We start from the raw sequence: 17,305 nt of genomic DNA, 5'->3' as shown, positions 1-17,305 counted from the left end.
TGATCACGCTGCCGAGTGGTTGTGCGAAATAGCTGCCAGCGGTGATCAGTGCACAGGCAAACGCCAATAGCAGCGTCATCGGCGTCGACAAGGATCTGGGTGGGGAAGACATTAAAAAAACCTCGAAAGGTACTAAAGAGTCCCCGCGAGAATAACGACAGCCTGGCCAAGTCAGAGCATCGCAGCAGTCAGTTCTCTAATGACTTGCGAGCACTAATCCTTTTGTTCAACGGCTTAGAGCCACAACAAACTCCAAAAATGCGCGTACCTTGGCCGGTGGCAGGTTGCGTGACGGATATAATGCGTACAACGGAAATCGCTCATTCGGCCAATCGGGAAAAAGCTCGACCAGGCGCCCTTCGCGCAAAGCCGGCTCAACCCCCAATTGCAGCACCTGCGCGACCGCTTGGCCTTCTTCGGCGATACGGTGCAGAGCGCCCACGTCATTGACGATCAGGCGGCCGGGGGTCTTGATGGTCAAGCGCTCTGCGTCGCGTTGAAACTCCCATACAAATGGCTTGCCGGTCTGAAAATCACGGAAATCGACACACAGATGCCTGCCATTCTCCAGCTCCGAAGGGTGGGCAGGACGTCCGTGTTTGAGGATGTATGCTGGTGAAGCCACCGTTAGCACACGCGTCGTGAGCAACTGTCGGCCAATCATTCCGGAGGATGGTTGTTCGCCGAAGCGTACTGYTAAGTCGACACCGTCCGTGACCAGATCACCGAGGTGTTCGCGGGTCACCAAGTCCAAAGATAGCTCGGGGTAGCTGGCCATAAAGTCCCCAAGCGCCGGCGCAAGGATCAAACGTGAAAAGTATGGGTCGACATTGACCCTCAGGCGCCCGCGTATCGTTGTGGCGCTACCGGAGGCGCTATCTGCCAGTTCCTCAAGACCGGCCAATAACGGCACCGCACCCGCATAGAGACGCCGACCTTCGTCAGTCAGGGTCACAGAGCGTGTAGTGCGATCAAATAAGCGAATTCCCAGCAGAGCTTCCAGCCTCGCGATCGCCCGGCTCACGCCTGACTGAGTCATGTCCAGCGTTTCAGCAGCCTTGACGAAACTGCCGCTATCGACGACCGCAGACAGCACGCCTATACCGTTGACCAAACGTCCATCCAGGCCCATTGATGATTTCTCGTCATTAAAGTGATGAGGCTCAGGGAGTTAGACGATGTATACAATCATGGGTGTTACTGGGCACGTCGGCGGCGAAGTTGCCAGGGCGCTGCTAGCAGCAGGCGAGCAGGTGCGTGTAGTTGTGCGCGATGCGGAAAAAGGCGCGATCTGGGCTGCGCAAGGTTGTGATGTAGCAGTGGCTGATCTCAACGACGTGCACTCGCTGACAGTGGCATTCAAGCACAGCCATGGCGTATTTGTCTTGCTGCCGCCCAGCTTCGACCCGGCTGAGGGTTTTCCCCAGACTCGTGAAATCATCAGCAATTTACACGAGGCGCTATTGGTTACACGCCCCGGAAAGATCGTATGTCTGTCAACGATTGGCGCCCAGGCAACCCAGCCCAACTTGCTCAACCAGCTGCAATTGCTGGAACACAGTCTGCGCAGTTTGGACACTCCAATCAGCTTCCTGCGCCCGGCCTGGTATATGGAAAACCACCAATGGGATATCGACGCCGCGCGCGGCGGTGTGATCCCAAGCTTCCTTCAACCGCTGGATAAGCCCGTGCCGATGATTGCTACCGTCGATGTCGGCCGCACTGCTGCCGAGTTGATACGGGAAACCTGGCAAGGCAAGCGCGTGGTTGAGCTGGAATCGACCGACACGGTCACTCCGCTTTCGATTGCCCAAACCTTCGCCGAGTTGCTCGGTCATCCGGTGCGCATCGAAGCGGTACCGCGTGATACCTGGGAGGATCTGTTTCGCACACAAGGTATGAACAACCCGTTGCCGCGCGTACAGATGCTCGACGGCTTCAATGAAGAGTGGATCTGTTTCGAGAGCGTTCCACGCACTGGGCGTACCACCCTGAAAGAGGTATTGGGTCAGTTGATCAAGCGCTGAAAGTGTTTAGGACTTCGGGGGGGCGAACCCCTGAGGTCTGCACCGTTTGAAACGGATAAAACAGCATAAACCCTGAGTAGCCACGCTCGCTGCGATCATCGCTCTGTCTCGGCAACGACGCGTGGTCTACGACTGTTTTGATCCGTGCGTGCAGGTCACTTCTCCCCTGACAAGGAGGCGTTGATGCAACCAGGCTCAACCGCAAGACTTGTTTATCGCGTACAAACTAACAGTAGGGCTGACCATGTCTTCAAGTATTCAAGACAGTAGAAGGTTCGCCATGCGAGGAAGACTGCTGTAAAGGAGTTCTCATCAGCCGCCAAAGCGGTAAAACGATCGCCTCTTCGAGCCGCGCGAGGATCAGCGCCCTTGGCGACCAGGGCTCGCGCTTGATCGCGTGCCAGCCTGGCGTCTTTAAGGCTTATTTCCGGATACATTCCCAAGGAAATGCGAGCCGGCTTACCCAGCCAGTTAAAACGAAAATGCCAGCTCTTACCCCCCTTCGCGCTCACGAACAGGTGCGAGCCATCCATATCTTTCAGGCTGTAATTTCTACCGAAGTTTTTTGCGTGGCGAACGGCCGCATCAGTCAAAGGCATCCGTACAACTCCCCGTCTCGATCGATTGAGCAGAGATGTACGGGCTCCAGCAATGTGTCCTCTACGAGGAAACCGCTCCGTTGGGAGTCACGATTTCGATGTACTAATTGATGTACAAAAAAAACGTGGCTGGCGGCAGAGTCCGGTAGAACTCTCCGGAACGAAAAAAGAGGCCAAAGCCTCTTTTTTCGATGCTGACAATAAAATAACGCGCAAAAAAAAACGCCACTCATTGAGTGGCGTTTTTTGTATTTGGAGCGGGAAACGAGACTCGAACTCGCGACCCCGACCTTGGCAAGGTCGTGCTCTACCAACTGAGCTATTCCCGCGTCTTGGTGTGGCGCATTTTATAGAATTTAGAAGTCTCGTCAACCCYTTGATTCAAAAAAGTTTTATTTTTTTTCTACATCGGTTTTCAGATGCGGCCAGGCAGCGCGCAGATACTGCACCATCGACCACAACGTCAGGCCTGCAGAGACCATCAGCAAGGTATAACCCACCAGAACCCAAAAGCTGAAGTCCGACGGATTAGCCAGCAGGATCACCAGCGCCAGCATCTGCGCAGCGGTTTTCCATTTGCCCAGGTTCGAGACGGCAACATGCGCACGCGCGCCCAGTTCAGCCATCCACTCCCGGAGAGCGGAAACCACGATTTCACGACCGATGATGACCGCTGCCGGCAATGTCAGCCACACGTTACCGTGCTCCTGTACCAGCAGCACCAGCGCCACTGCGACCATCAGCTTGTCGGCGACCGGATCGAGAAATGCCCCGAACGGTGTGCTTTGTTCCAGGCGGCGGGCCAAATAGCCATCCAGCCAGTCCGTAGCCGCAGCAAACGCGAAGACCGAGGCGGATGCCAGGTAGCTCCATTGGTACGGCAGGTAAAACAGCAAAATGAAGATCGGGATGAGCAGAACGCGTAGAACGGTGATCAGATTAGGGATATTCATCGGCACAACTGGCTACGAGGTGAGTTGGGCATTCTACTCGCTGTGCAGGTTTGCATAAATCAACTCAGCGAGCTTTTTACTGATCCCCGGTGCTTTGGCGATCTCTTCGATGCTTGCACGAGACAGCTCCTGCAATCCACCAAAATGTTTCAACAGGTCACGCCGTCGCGTCGGCCCTACCCCGGCAACGCCTTCAAGCGTTGAAGTGCGGCGGGTTTTGCCACGTCGTGCACGGTGACCGGTAATTGCAAAACGGTGAGCTTCATCACGGATCTGCTGGATCAAGTGCAGCGCCGGAGAATCCCCACGCAAGGTGAACTCATGGGCGGCGTCATTGAGATACAGCGTTTCAAACCCGGCCTTGCGCGTCGCCCCCTTGGCCACGCCCAGAAGAATCAGGTCCGGCACGGCCAACTCGTTGAGCACATCACGCGCCATGGACAACTGCCCCTTGCCGCCGTCCACCAGCAAGATGTCCGGCAACTTGCCCTCGCCGTCCTTCAGTTTGCTGAAGCGTCGAGTCAGCGCCTGATGCATCGCCGCGTAGTCATCGCCCGGCGTGACACCTTCGATATTGTAGCGGCGGTAGTCGGACTTCAGCGGTCCTTCCGGGCCAAACACCACGCAAGACGCCACTGTCGCTTCGCCGCTCGAGTGACTGATGTCATAGCATTCCAGCCGTTGCGGCGGCTCATCCAGGTCAAGCACTTGTGCCAGGGCTTCAAACCGCGCGGCAACGTGCTGACGGTTGGCCAGACGCGCCCCGAGCGCCTGTTCGGCATTGGTCACGGCCAGTTGCTGCCAGCGTGCTCGCGTGCCGCGAACCCGATGGCTGATGGTCAACTCGCGACCGCGTAGCTCTTCAATGGCCGCGATCAGGGTCGGAAAGTCTTCGTGGACCACATTGACGATCAACTCGCTTGGCAAGTCGCGTTCGGGACTGCTGATGAAGTACTGGCCAAGAAACGCCGCCATCACTTCGGCAACATCCTCTTCAATACCCACCTGCGGGAAAAAGTTCTTGCTGCCCAGCACCCGTCCGCCACGCACACTGATCAGATGAACACAGGCACCGCCCGGGTTGATGAACGCCGCAATGACATCGACATCTCCCGTTCCGCCTTCCATGCTCTGTTGATCCTGCACCCGGCGCAGCAGGGAAATCTGATCCCGCAGCTCGGCCGCCCGCTCGAAATCGAGGGTGCTCGCGGCCTGCTCCATGCCTGCAGACAGCTCGTCTGTCAGCGCATTGCTGCGACCTTCGAGAAACATCACCGAGTGACGTACATCCTCGGCGTACACCTGAGGTTCGACCAGGCCAACGCAAGGTGCCTTGCAACGTTTGATCTGGTACTGCAGGCAGGGTCGCGTGCGGTTCTTGTAGTAGCTGTCTTCGCACTGACGAACAAAAAAGGTCTTTTGCAGCAGGCTCAGGCTTTCACGAATCGCACCGGCACTCGGGTAAGGACCGAAGTACTTGCCCTTCAGCTTTTTCGCACCGCGATGGATGCTCAGGCGTGGAAAGTCGCCATCCGAAAGAAATACATACGGATAGGATTTATCGTCCCGCAGAAGAATGTTGTAGGGCGGCCGCCACTCCTTGATCAGCGTCTGCTCAAGCAGCAGCGCTTCGGTTTCGTTGGCGGTGATGGTGGTTTCAATTTGGGCGATTCGGCCAACCAAGGCAGCCGTTTTGGGTGCCAGGCCGGTCTTGCGGAAATAACTCGCCAGACGTTTCTTCAGGTTCTTGGCTTTGCCCACGTACAGCAGGCGCGCATCGCTGTCGAACATGCGATACACACCAGGGCGCCCACTGACGGTCGAAAGAAAGGCGCTTGGATCAAACGGGTCGGTCATTGTCAGAGGCTGGCATCGACCATGCCGTGACGAACCGCCAACAGCGTCAACTCAACATCGCTGCTGATCGAAAGCTTCTCGAAAATGCGGTAACGGTAGGTGTTCACGGTTTTTGGCGACAGGCATAGTTTGTCGGAAATGATCTGGACCTTCTGGCAGCCGACTATCATCAGGGCGATCTGGATCTCCCGCTCTGACAGCGCGTCGAAAGGCGAATCATTACTTGGCTGGAACGATTTGATCGCCAACTGCTGGGCAATTTGCGGACTGATATAACGCTGCCCGGCAAATACCAGGCGAATCGCCTGCACCATTTCATTGAGCCCTGCGCCCTTGGTCAGATAGCCCGCGGCACCTGCCTGTAACAGTCGAGTAGGAAACGGATCTTCCTCGCAATCAAGCAGACACCTCGCGATAATGGTCTTATTGGTTGCCGAACACCTTAGCAAAAAGCATCCGGCAGACCTAGCAGCAAGCGCTATATAAAAAGTTTCAATTCGTCTTGAAAGACTTGAGCTACACGCTTTACAGACGTTTCAGCGAGGACATTTGCGCTCCATCCTCAGGAAACAATCGTCCTGCCCGACAATCTGCAAGCCCATGCGCTGATAAAGCGTTTGCGCGGGATTGTCCTTGAACACCGTCAGACGCAGCGCCGGACGTCGCTCCGTACAGGCTTTCGAAAACACCTGTTCGATCGTCCAGGCACCCGCGCCCTGATTGCGAAAAGTCTCGATCACATGCAACTCGCGAATGTACAGGGCCTTTGAATCGCGGCTCAGGCTGGTAAAGCCCAGCACCGATGCATTGTGGCAAATCAGCCAGTTTTCCCGACCCGCCCATGCAACATCGAAGGCGTCGTCGATCCAAGGTAGACCATGCCGAATGTAATAGCCAAGCATGGTTTGGCAGGTCAAAAGTCGCGCAAATGGCAAATGCTCCGACGAAGCCAGCCGCAACTCAAAGTCCATTCATCCTCCTCAAGCACTCACCACCGGCACGACCTCCCCGCCCCACTCGCCGGCATTTCGGCGGGCGATCACCAGTAAATCGCCAGTTCCCGAAGCCGCCGCAATCAGCGAACCGTCCGACGCCCAGATTGCGCTGCGCCCTGCCGACTCCCAACCGCCCGTTGCACCGCCATGATTGGCCATCAGTACCACCATCGAGTGCTCGCCGGCATAACCCTGCAGCAATGCGGTGTCCGGGGCGTAGCCACCTCCGGTAATCAGCACGCCGGCGGCGTAGAGTTTCGCCCCCCTGTCGGCGGCCGTAGCGGCATGACTGGCATGCGAAAAGTCGGCGCACACCGCCAACGCGATCGTATCGTCACCTATTGTCAGCAGTGAACCACCCGAACCCGGTGCAAACGCCTCCTCCTCGCCCGAATGCAGATGTTGCTTGCTATAGACCCCCAGCGAACCATCGGCAGCCAGTACCAGCGCGCCAATCAGTACCGGCGAATTGGCCGATAGACGAATCGGCATTCCGACGACGGTGGTGACACCCAGCTCTCGAGCCAGATCCCGCAATGGCTGCAAAACCGCTGCATCCGGCGTGATCGCCAATTGCCCCGCCAATCCACGCTCATACCCCGTGAGTGACAACTCGGGGAACACCAACAGTTGCACGCCTTGCTCGGCGGCGACCTGAATGAAGTGTTGATGCCAAGCGATATTCGCCTGAAGGTCCCCGGCAACCGAGATCGATTGTGCGGCAGCGATGGTCAGTGTCGTCATCTGCGTTGTCCTTGATGAGGGTTCGCGAGCAATCACGAAGTGTGGCACAAAGCCAGGCCGTACTTAAGCCATAGAAATTGACCTGCGAGCCGATAGCATTTACTGATTGAATCTGCACACCCGCCTCTAGTAAGCTCGGTGCATTCATCGGAGACAGACCATGCCGCATATCCCTTCACAGCTTTGCATCGCCAGCGCCCCGCGCTCGGTTGCGGCTGCACGGGTAAATAGCGTCTGCGCACCGGTAAACTTTTATTTTGGGTATTGGTTTAGCCACTGGCGCGCCTGATACCCACACGGCGCCCACTACTCAAGGGGTCGCCTACCAGAGAATTCTCAACCCCCGGTCGGCCTCCCGACCGGGGGTTTTGTTTTTTCAGCCCCATACATTTTTAGCGACATCACTGACTTCAAGGAATCACGACATGAACTACGCCACTTATTACCGTTACGACAGTTTTTCCGCCTGGCGATTTACCAGCCTCCGCTCGGGACAGCCTGCCGCCTCCGATCGGTCACCCACAGGTGGCATGCACACACTCGAAGCCAACCCGGCCAATTGTCGAACACCCCAGTAGGGCCGAGCGCGCGGGACCGAACCCGCCGCCAGCCCAGGAAGCCTGAATATGAACTCGTCCATCTCTGCTCTGCCGCTGTCCACCTTGAGCCCGGCCAATGAAGCGCTGACCCAGCGTTTGCCCAGCTCGCTGCAACTCAAGCACCAATTGCCACTCAGCCTCACGCTGACCCAACAGGTCGCTGCCCACCGTGAAGCGGTCCGCGCGATTCTCGACGGTGAAGACTCCCGTCTGCTGGTCGTCGTCGGCCCTTGCTCGATACACGATCCGCAATCAGCCCTCGAATACGCAGGCAAGCTCGCCCGGCTTGCGGCCGACGTCAGCGATGAAATGCTCGTGGTGATGCGCGCCTACATTGAAAAACCTCGCACCACGGTGGGCTGGAAAGGCCTGGCCTACGACCCGCACCTGGATGGTAGCGACGACATGGTCGGTGGCTTGACCCTCTCCCGTGAATTGATGCGCGAAATGCTTCGCCTCGGTTTGCCGATTGCCACTGAACTGCTGCAGCCCATGGCCGCCAGCTACTTCGATGACTTGCTGAGCTGGGTCGCAATCGGCGCGCGCACCACCGAATCACAGATTCACCGTGAGATGGCCAGCGGCCTGGGCATGCCGGTCGGTTTCAAGAACGGCACCGATGGCGGTGTCGGTGTCGCCACCGATGCCATGCGCTCGGCAGCGCATCCGCATCGGCACTTCGGTGTCGACAGCCAGGGGCACCCGGCGATCATTCAGACTCAGGGCAACCCGGATACGCATCTGGTGCTGCGCGGTGGGCATCGCGGGCCAAACTATGACGTCCAGAGCGTCGCGCACATACAGGCCGACTTGCAGAAGCTGAAGATTGCCTCGCGGATCATGGTCGATTGCAGTCACGCCAACAGTGGCAAAGACCCATTACGCCAACCGGCCGTGTTCAACGAAGTGCTTGAGCAACGCCTGAGCGGCAATCGCTCGCTGATCGGCATGATGCTTGAAAGCCATCTGTTCGAAGGCTGCCAGCCGTTGAGCCAGTCACTGCGCTATGGCGTTTCGGTGACTGACGGCTGCCTGGGGTGGGAGGCGACCGAGCAGTTGTTGCGCAACGCCAGCCTGAAGCTGCGCGGGCTTGAAAAGGGTATCTGAGCAAACGGCAAACAAGTACTCAGCGATCAATTGCCCCCGGCACTGCCGTTCCAGTTGCACCTCTGGAACGGCAGCGCCGGGCAATCACTGACGAAAAGATCTCAAAATGTTCCGAGCAATTCCTCGCAAGAATCTGATCTTTCCCGCTATTTCTATTCCGCTTTCAACCGTTTCTAGCGGTTTTTTCCCACACCGCTCGCCTGCCACCCTGCATTAGAGTGAGGACGTGAACCCCACTCGAACTTACGGAATACAGGTACGCACATGCAACGGAATGCAATCACGCAGCACCCTATCCTGCTGGTCCACGGCCTCTTCGGTTTCGAGAGCATCGGCAAACTGGAACTCTTCCATGGCGTGAAACAGGCACTGAGGAACACTGGTGCGCAAGTGTTCATACCCCACCTCTCGGCCGCTCACTGCAATGAGGTCCGTGGCCAGCAACTGCTGGCACAAATCGACCGGGTGCTGGCAGGCACCGGCGCGAGCAAAGTCAATCTGATCGGCCATAGCCAAGGCGCCCTGACCGCTCGTTATGCCGCAGCGATAGCCCCCCAAAACGTCGCTTCGGTGACCTCGGTCAGCGGGCCGAACCATGGCTCCGAGCTCGCCGACTGCTTGCGCAAGGCATTGACCCCCGGGCACCTGCCAGAACACGTCGCGGTGGCAGTCTCGACACTGTTCGTCGAGTTCCTGTCATTTATCAGTGGCAACCCGAAAATCCCGCAGAACGCTGTCGCCGCCCTCAACGCTTTAACGACTGAAGGCGTCGCGGCCTTCAACGCAAAATACCCTCAAGGCCTGCCGAAGACCTGGGGTGGCAACGGCGAAGAACAGGTCAACGGCGTTCGTTATTACTCCTGGAGTGGCACATTGCAGGGCAACCTGCTGGATGCAGGGCTGCATGCGCTCGATCCACTGCACGCTTTTTGTCGAGGGTTTTCCAGGTTTTTCACTCGTGAGACCGAGCAAAACGACGGGATGGTCGGCCGCTACAGCTCGCACCTGGGCACCGTCCTGCGCTCCGATTACCCAATGGACCACCTGGATGCGATCAATCAAACGGCAGGTCTGGTACGCAAAGGCATCGACCCCGTCGAGTTGTATCTGCTGCATGCCGAACGCTTGAAAAGCGTTGGCCTTTAAGCAGGTCTTTTTCGAACAACGGCAAGATGAGGTGAAAACCGGCAATCGATTGACCGAACTTTGACGAGAAATAGGTCACTGAATCCGGTAGGCTCAACACCTTACTTGAACATTGAATGGAGATTTTTCTCATGGCCAAAGCCACTGCCCGCCACATCCTGGTTGCCACCGAAGCCAAGTGCAACGAACTGAAAGCCCAAATCGAAGCCGGTGCTGATTTCGCTGCCATTGCCAAAGCCAACTCCACCTGCCCATCGAGCCGTGACGGCGGCAACCTCGGTTCGTTCGGTCCTGGCCAGATGGTCAAGGAATTCGACACCGTGGTCTTCAGCGCACCGGTCAACACCGTACAAGGCCCGGTGAAGACCCAGTTCGGTTACCACCTGCTGGAAGTGACCAGCCGCCAGGACTGATCAATCCGCGATTTGCTCAAACAACGGCCCGCCTTCTGGTGGGCCGTTGCGTTTGTATCGAATGATTATGGCTGGCGAGTCACGCGCCGCTAGCGTACAAATTGTGCTTATCGATCATCCGGCTCTTAAGGCTGACAATGCGACTGGCTTTCCCCTCATTGATCTTCATGGCCCTGGCCTTGCTGCTGAGCACTGCAGCCGTGAACGCTACGCCACAGCACGCCTTGACCGTGTATGGCGAACCGGCCAAATACCCTGCAGGTTTCAGTCACTTTGCCTACACCAACCTGCAAGCGCCCAAGGGCGGCAGCATGCGCCGCTCAGCGATAGAAATCGGCCACTTCGACCACGTGCTGCCGTACATCGACAAGGGCATTGGCGTGACCCAGGTCGACGGGATGATTTACTCGCCACTGGCCCAGCGTTCGCTGGATGAGCCCTACACCGTGTACGGGCTGGTGGCAGAGAAAATGGAGCGTGCCGATGATGGTCTGTGGCTGCGTTTCTACCTCAACCCCAAGGCTCGCTTCGCCGATGGCACGCCCATCACCGCCGAAGACGTGCGCTACACCTTCGACCTGCTGATGACCCAGGGCAGCCTGCGCTATCGCACCCAATTCGCCGACGTCAAAGGCGTCGAAGTCGAGTCGCCGCACACCATTCGCTTTGACTTCAAGAACAACGAAAGCCGTACCCTGGCGCTGGACATTGCGACCCTGCCGGTGTTTCCCGAGCACTGGTGGAAAACCCGCGACTTCGCCAATGGCGGCGGTTACGAAGCACCACTGGGTAGCGGCCCGTACCGCGTCAGCAAGATTGATTCGGGACGCAGCATTACCTTCGAGCGCAATGCCGACTGGTGGGGCAAGGACTTACCCGTCAGCCGCGGCCTGTACAACTTCGACCATTTCAGCATCGAGTATTTCGGCGATACCGATGTCGCTCGCCAGGTGCTGCGCGGCGGCGCCTATGACTACAACCGCGAGTTCTCGGCCACCGCGTATTCCATCGGTTACGACGGTCCAGCGCTGAACGACGGCCGTTTGCAAAAGGCTCATCTGGCCAAAGAGGCACCACAACCGGCCCAGGGCTTTGTGTTCAATCTGCAAAAGCCGATGTTCCAGGATCGCCGCGTCCGTCAGGCACTGGCAATGCTCTGGGATTTCGAGTGGCCCTTGCGCGGGCAGATTCCAGACGAGGTCTTTACCCAGGTTTTCGAAGCACCGAAGACTGACGGCAGCGGCCTGATCCGCGACAAGCAATTGCAGGCGCTGGCGCTGCTCGAACAAGCCGGTTGGAAAGCCGATGGCGATCGGCTGGTCAACGCCGAGGGCGAGCCACTGGCGTTTACTTTCCTGATCAGCCAGAACGGCATGGACCGTCTGCTGCTGCCGTACAAACGCAACCTGGCGCAGATCGGGATCAATCTGGATATTCGCCGGATCGACTCGTCGCAGTACGTAAACCGCTTGATGAGTCGCGACTACGACATGATCGTCACCGGCTATCCGGTGACCACCTCGCCGGGGACCGAACTATACAACTACTTCGGCTCGGCCGCCGCCACCGACCCCGGTGCCAACAATTACATGGTGCTGAAAAATCCTGCCGTCGACACACTGATTACCGGCCTAGTCAAAGCCACCACCCAGGCCGACATGCTGCGTTATGCCCACGCACTGGACCGGGTGCTGCAATGGAACTACTACTGGATTCCCAACTATTACCCGCCAGGCTCCTCGACTGTGTGGTGGAACCGTTTCGGCATTCCGGCGATACAAGCGAGCAATGACGAAGCCATCGAGAGCTGGTGGGAAATGAGCCCGACGCCGCTGACCAACGAACAAATGGCCGTCGAACGCATCAGCCGTGGCAAACCCGGAGGGCCGCATTGATGCTGGCTTATATAGTTCGACGTTTGCTGCTGATCATTCCAACGCTGGTGATCATTCTGCTGGTCAACTTCGTGATCGTGCAGGCCGCACCGGGTGGCCCGGTCGAACAAGCCATCGCTCACCTGCAAGGCATCGGCGGCCCAGCCATCGGGGCTTCCGGCGATGCCATCAGCCACGGCTCGCGGGCCAGTCGCGGACTTGATCCACAACTGATCAAGGACATCGAAAAACAGTATGGCTTCGACAAGCCGGCACCGGAACGCCTGTGGCTGATGATCACCAGCTATGCCCGGCTGGACTTCGGCAAGAGCTTCTTTCGCGGCGCCACGGTCACCGACCTGATTCTTGAAAAGATGCCAGTGACCATTTCCCTCGGGCTTTGGGCGACACTGATCACCTACCTGGTATCAATCCCGCTGGGCATTCGCAAAGCCGTGCATCACGGCAGCCTTTTCGATATATGGAGCAGCACCGCAATCGTCATCGGGTACGCGATGCCGGCGTTCCTGTTTGCGATGTTTCTGATCGTGGTATTTGCCGGTGGTACATCGTTGAACTGGTTTCCGGTACGAGGACTGGTCTCGGAGAATTTCGATCAGTTGTCGACACTGGGAAATCTTCACCCTGTTCGGTCTCCTGATAAAAATCATCGGCGACCTTTGCTACACCCTGGTCGACCCGCGCATCGACTTCGCCTCGAGGAATGGCTGATGCTCAATCTCTCGCCCCTGGCGCGCCGACGCTTCGAACGCTTCAAGAAAAACCGTCGAGGCTGGTGGTCGCTGTGGCTGTTCATCGGCCTGTTCGTCCTGACCCTCGGTGGTGAATTGATTGCCAATGACAAGCCGCTGGTACTGAGTTATCAGGGCTCGTTGTACTACCCGGCGTTCAAGCGCTACACCGAGCAAGAGTTCGGTGGGCAACTGCCGTTCCAGGCCGATTACCGCAGTGATTACGTGCAGAAGCTGATCCACAAGGACGGCGGTTGGATGCTGTTCCCGCCGATCCCGTTCAGCGATGACACGCCGAACTACGACCTCAATCAACCGGCGCCGAGTCCGCCGTCAAAGGTCAACTGGCTGGGCACCGACGATCAGGCACGCGATGTGTTGGCGCGGGTGATTTTCGGCGCCAGGGTGTCGATATTGTTCGCGTTGGCGCTGACCTTCATCAGCGCGTTGATCGGCATCGCCGCCGGCGCCTTGCAGGGCTACTACGGCGGCTGGGTCGACCTGCTCGGTCAGCGTTTGCAGGAAGTCTGGTCAGGGTTGCCGGTGCTTTACCTGCTGATCATCCTGTCGGGTTTCGTCGAGCCGAACTTCTGGTGGCTGTTGGGGATCATGGCGCTGTTTTCCTGGCTGGCACTGGTGGATGTAGTGCGCGCCGAGTTCCTGCGCGGGCGCAACCTGGAGTACGTCAAAGCGGCGCGCGCACTGGGGCTAACCGATCGCAAAGTGATCGTGCGGCACATTCTGCCCAATGCGATGAACGCGACCTTGAGTTACCTGCCATTCATTCTCACCGGGGCAATCTCGACCCTCACCGCCCTCGACTTCCTCGGCTTCGGCATGCCCGCCGGCAGCGCCTCGCTGGGCGAGTTGATCGGTCAGGGCAAGCAGAATCTGCAAGCACCGTGGCTCGGGCTGACGGCGTTTTTCACCCTGGCGCTGATTCTTTCCTTACTGGTGTTTATCGGTGAAGCATTGCGCGATGCATTTGATCCTCGATCTTGATCCTCGATCTTGAGCCGCGATCTTGATCCTCGAACCTGAGCTGGACATTGGACATGAGCGACAACCTGATCGAAATCCGTGACCTCAACGTGGCCTTCAGTGGTCAGGCTGCAGTGCGCAATGTGTGCCTGGACATCCGCCCCGGCRAGTGCCTGGCATTGGTTGGCGAATCCGGCTCGGGCAAATCGGTGACCGCCCAATCGATCCTCCAACTGCTACCCGACGGCGGCACCGAAACCCGGGGCAGCATTCGCTATCGTGGCCAGGAATTGATCGGCGCGGACGTCACGACCCTGCGAGCCTTGCGCGGCAATCGCATCGCGATGATTTTCCAGGAACCGATGACCTCCCTGAATCCGTTGCACAGCGTCGAAAAGCAAATTGGCGAAACCCTGCTGGTGCATAAGGGGCTGGGTGACAAGGCGGCGCAAAAGCGCACCCTTGAGCTGCTCGAACTGGTGGGCATCAAAAAACCCGAAGAGCGCCTCAAGGCCTATCCGCACCAGCTCTCCGGTGGCCAGCGGCAACGGGTGATGATCGCCATGGCGCTGGCCTGCGAACCCGAGTTGCTGATCGCCGATGAACCAACTACCGCGCTCGATGTGACGGTACAGCGCAAGATCCTGCGGCTGCTCAAATCACTGCAACAACGCCTGGGCATGTCGCTGCTGTTGATCAGCCACGACCTCAATCTGGTGCGCAGCATCGCCCAGCGGGTCTGCGTCATGCACGCTGGGGAAGTCGTCGAGCAAGCCGAGTGCGAGCGCCTCTTCAACCACCCGCAACATCCCTACAGTCGACTGCTGTTGAACGCCGAACCGGAAGGTGAACCCCTGCCTCGTGACGAGCGTGAAGTCGTGTTGGAAGTCAACGACCTCAATGTGCGCTTCCCGCTGGGCGGCGGATTGTTCCAGCGTAAAACCTGGTTGCATGCAGTCGACGGCATCAGCCTGAGTATTCAACGCGGCAAGACGCTGGGCATCGTTGGCGAATCCGGTTCCGGCAAGTCCACCCTCGGCCAGGCGATCCTGCGCCTGCTCGACTCCGACGGCAGCATCCGCTTTAAGGGCGAGGCGCTCGACAGCCTGAACCAGAAGCAGCTGCGGCCTTGGCGCAAGCAGATGCAGGTAGTGTTCCAGGACCCGTTTGGCAGCCTCAGCCCGCGAATGTCAGTCGCACAGATCATCAGCGAAGGGCTGGAAGTCCATAGCCAATCAACTGCCGGCGAATGCGAGGCCCAGGTCATTCAGGTGCTGAAAGAGGTCGGCCTTGACCCGCAAAGCCGCCACCGCTACCCGCACGAATTCTCCGGTGGCCAGCGCCAACGGATTGCCATCGCCCGCGCCCTGGTACTCAAGCCGGCATTGATTCTGCTCGACGAACCGACCTCGGCGCTTGATCGCACGGTGCAAAAACAGGTGGTCGCCCTGCTTCGCCAGCTTCAGGAAAAATACGGCCTGACCTACCTGTTCATCAGCCATGACCTGGCAGTGATTCGTGCCCTGGCCCATGACATGATCGTGATCAAGGACGGCAAAGTCGTGGAACGCGGCGCCAGCCATGACGTGTTCACCGCACCGCAGCACCCCTATACCAAAGAGCTGTTGGCCGCGGCGCATCCGGGCTGGGTATGATCGCTTCGGACCGCGTCGCGGCCATCGCGAGCAGGCTCGCCCCCACAGTGACTTATGTGGGAGCGAGCCTGCTCGCGAAGGGGCCAGCACAGACCATGCACATTCTGGAAATGAAGCCATGAACACCACCGAAAGCCTCAAGGACTACCAACGTGTGCGCATGCTGGCGATCCGCTCGTTGTTCGAGATCATCGAGCAGTCCAGCGAAGGCACGGTGATCGTCGACCGCGATGCGAACATCGTCTGGATGAACGAACGTTATGCCAAGCGCTTTGGCTTGGCGTCCGCTGAAGTGGCGATCGGCAAAGCGTGTGAAAGCGTGATCCCCGGCAGCCTGTTGCGCGAGGTGGTGCGTACCGGTCGACCGATCCTGCTGGACATGCAGGACACGCCCAAAGAGCCGCTGGTGGTGATGCGCCTGCCGATTCACGATGACGCCGGCGCGGTGATTGGTGCCATCGGGTTCGCGTTGTTCGATGAGTTGCGCAGCCTGTCGCCGATGCTCAAGCGTTACCAGAGCATGCAGGAAGAACTTGCGTCCACACGTTCGCTGCTGCGAGCCCGACAAGCCAAGTACACCTTCGCCCATTTCATCGGCACCAGCGCCGCCAGCCTGGAGGTCAAACGCCGCGCCCGACGTAGCGCCAGCACCGAGTCCCCGGTCCTGTTGCTGGGTGAAACCGGCACCGGCAAAGAGCTGCTGGCCCAGGCGATTCACGGTGCCTCGCCACGGGCGCACAAAGCCTTCGTCAGCATCAACAGCGCGGCGATCCCGGAAGCGCTGCTCGAAGCCGAGTTTTTCGGCACCGCGCCCGGCGCCTTCACCGGCGCAGACCGCAAGGGTCGCTCCGGCAAGCTGCAGATCGCTCAGGGCGGGACCTTGTTTCTCGACGAAATCGGCGACATGYCGCTGCCGTTGCAAAGCAAACTGCTGCGGGTATTGCAGGAAAAAGAATTCGAACCGGTCGGCTCCAACGAAGTGATCCAGAGCGATGTGCGAGTGATCGCTGCGACCTCCACCGACCTCGAAGCGGCGATCAAACGCGGCGAGTTTCGTGCCGACCTGTATTACCGCCTCAACGTCCTGCCCATCCATGTGCCGCCGCTGCGCGAACGCCTCGACGACCTGCCGGCCCTGAGCGAAGCGATCCTGGAAGAGCTGCGCAGTCAGCATGAGCTCGATAGCCAGGCCCTGGAGTTGCTCGGCCAACACGCCTGGCCGGGTAACATCCGTGAATTGCGCAACGTGCTGGAGCGGGCCGCGCTGCTCAGCGATGACCTGATCCTCAATGCTGCAGAAATCCGCGCGGCGGTTGGCAGTTTTGTGCCTGTGGAGCGCTCCGCGCCACTGGCCATTGAAACGCATACCAACGAGACCTTCAGTGCTGCACGCGAACGCTTCGACCGGCAGTTGATTGAAAGTACGCTCGCGCATTGTGGTGGCAAGGTGATCGACGCAGCGGCACGGCTGGGGCTGGGGCGTTCGACGCTGTACARGAAGATGGTGGCGTTGGGGATTGCCGAGTCTCAATAAAGAGATGCTTGTCTCTACTTATAGACATGATTTGAAACCGTATCGAGACCATCGCGAGCAGGCTCGCTC

At 58.5% G+C, this 17,305-nt stretch carries 14 protein-coding genes, 1 tRNA gene and 2 pseudogenes; 9 read left to right on the top strand and 8 right to left on the bottom strand.

The genetic code is table 11. From position 1 onward, the window contains the following. Positions 1 to 226: 226 nt before the first annotated feature. Positions 227 to 1,132: a LysR family transcriptional regulator gene (locus AC1DH9_RS20040; protein ID WP_477808644.1), complete on the bottom strand. Its 906-nt coding sequence runs from the start codon at positions 1,130 to 1,132 to the stop codon at positions 227 to 229. 46 nt (positions 1,133 to 1,178) lie between these two features. Here AC1DH9_RS20040 and AC1DH9_RS20035 point away from each other — a divergent pair, with 46 nt between their 5' ends. Next, entirely contained in the window at positions 1,179 to 2,027 is an 849-nt protein-coding gene (locus tag AC1DH9_RS20035) for an NmrA family NAD(P)-binding protein (protein WP_427538347.1), read from the top strand. A 212-nt stretch (positions 2,028 to 2,239) separates the two neighbouring features. Here the strand turns inward: AC1DH9_RS20035 and AC1DH9_RS20030 are convergent, their stop codons facing one another. From AC1DH9_RS20030 to AC1DH9_RS20000, 7 genes and pseudogenes are all read right to left on the bottom strand, one after another. After that, positions 2,240 to 2,626, bottom strand: coding sequence for an Arm DNA-binding domain-containing protein (locus tag AC1DH9_RS20030; protein ID WP_427538344.1), 387 nt, complete (start codon positions 2,624 to 2,626; stop codon positions 2,240 to 2,242). Between the two features lie 253 nt (positions 2,627 to 2,879). Beyond that, positions 2,880 to 2,955 (bottom strand) — tRNA-Gly (locus AC1DH9_RS20025). A gap of 63 nt (positions 2,956 to 3,018) precedes the next feature. Next, positions 3,019 to 3,579 carry a CDP-diacylglycerol--glycerol-3-phosphate 3-phosphatidyltransferase gene (pgsA, locus tag AC1DH9_RS20020; RefSeq protein WP_123583870.1) on the bottom strand — a complete coding sequence of 187 codons (561 nt, stop codon included), beginning with the start codon at positions 3,577 to 3,579 and terminating at the stop codon, positions 3,019 to 3,021. Positions 3,580 to 3,612: 33 nt separating this feature from the next. Further along, on the bottom strand, positions 3,613 to 5,436 hold the full coding sequence (uvrC, locus tag AC1DH9_RS20015) for an excinuclease ABC subunit UvrC (RefSeq protein ID WP_054596825.1): 1,824 nt from the start codon (positions 5,434 to 5,436) through the stop codon (positions 3,613 to 3,615). A 2-nt stretch (positions 5,437 to 5,438) separates the two neighbouring features. Then, a pseudogene (gene gacA, locus AC1DH9_RS20010) lies at positions 5,439 to 5,831 on the bottom strand (response regulator transcription factor GacA); the annotation flags it as partial. A 141-nt stretch (positions 5,832 to 5,972) separates the two neighbouring features. Further along, entirely contained in the window at positions 5,973 to 6,407 is a 435-nt protein-coding gene (locus AC1DH9_RS20005) for a GNAT family N-acetyltransferase (protein WP_427538341.1), read from the bottom strand. A gap of 9 nt (positions 6,408 to 6,416) precedes the next feature. Next, on the bottom strand, positions 6,417 to 7,175 hold the full coding sequence (locus AC1DH9_RS20000; protein WP_427538338.1) for a carbon-nitrogen hydrolase family protein: 759 nt from the start codon (positions 7,173 to 7,175) through the stop codon (positions 6,417 to 6,419). 626 nt (positions 7,176 to 7,801) lie between these two features. Between AC1DH9_RS20000 and AC1DH9_RS19995 the strand changes: the two genes are divergently transcribed. The 8 genes and pseudogenes from AC1DH9_RS19995 to AC1DH9_RS19960 all read left to right on the top strand — a co-directional run bounded on the left by AC1DH9_RS19995 (position 7,802) and on the right by AC1DH9_RS19960 (position 17,236). After that, a complete protein-coding gene (locus AC1DH9_RS19995) occupies positions 7,802 to 8,881 on the top strand; it encodes a 3-deoxy-7-phosphoheptulonate synthase (RefSeq protein WP_427538335.1) in 1,080 nt (359 codons plus the stop codon). A 264-nt stretch (positions 8,882 to 9,145) separates the two neighbouring features. Further along, entirely contained in the window at positions 9,146 to 10,027 is an 882-nt protein-coding gene (locus AC1DH9_RS19990; protein ID WP_427538332.1) for an esterase/lipase family protein, read from the top strand. Positions 10,028 to 10,158: 131 nt separating this feature from the next. Continuing rightward, entirely contained in the window at positions 10,159 to 10,440 is a 282-nt protein-coding gene (locus AC1DH9_RS19985; protein WP_019690941.1) for a peptidylprolyl isomerase, read from the top strand. Between the two features lie 137 nt (positions 10,441 to 10,577). Next, positions 10,578 to 12,335 carry an extracellular solute-binding protein gene (locus AC1DH9_RS19980; RefSeq protein ID WP_477808643.1) on the top strand — a complete coding sequence of 586 codons (1,758 nt, stop codon included), beginning with the start codon at positions 10,578 to 10,580 and terminating at the stop codon, positions 12,333 to 12,335. Then, positions 12,335 to 12,955, top strand: a pseudogene (locus AC1DH9_RS19975) (ABC transporter permease family protein); the annotation flags it as partial. The gene AC1DH9_RS19980 and the pseudogene AC1DH9_RS19975, both read left to right, overlap by 1 nt. 90 nt (positions 12,956 to 13,045) lie before the next feature. After that, positions 13,046 to 14,068 carry an ABC transporter permease gene (locus AC1DH9_RS19970; RefSeq protein ID WP_054596816.1) on the top strand — a complete coding sequence of 341 codons (1,023 nt, stop codon included), beginning with the start codon at positions 13,046 to 13,048 and terminating at the stop codon, positions 14,066 to 14,068. A gap of 53 nt (positions 14,069 to 14,121) precedes the next feature. Then, a complete protein-coding gene (locus AC1DH9_RS19965) occupies positions 14,122 to 15,702 on the top strand; it encodes an ABC transporter ATP-binding protein (protein WP_477808642.1) in 1,581 nt (526 codons plus the stop codon). 118 nt (positions 15,703 to 15,820) lie between these two features. Beyond that, a complete protein-coding gene (locus AC1DH9_RS19960; RefSeq protein ID WP_477808641.1) occupies positions 15,821 to 17,236 on the top strand; it encodes a sigma-54 interaction domain-containing protein in 1,416 nt (471 codons plus the stop codon). Positions 17,237 to 17,305 lie beyond the last annotated feature (69 nt).

It is taken from the genome of Pseudomonas sp. 05T35 (assembly GCF_056396605.1).
This window is presented reverse-complemented; position numbering and strand designations above follow the sequence as displayed.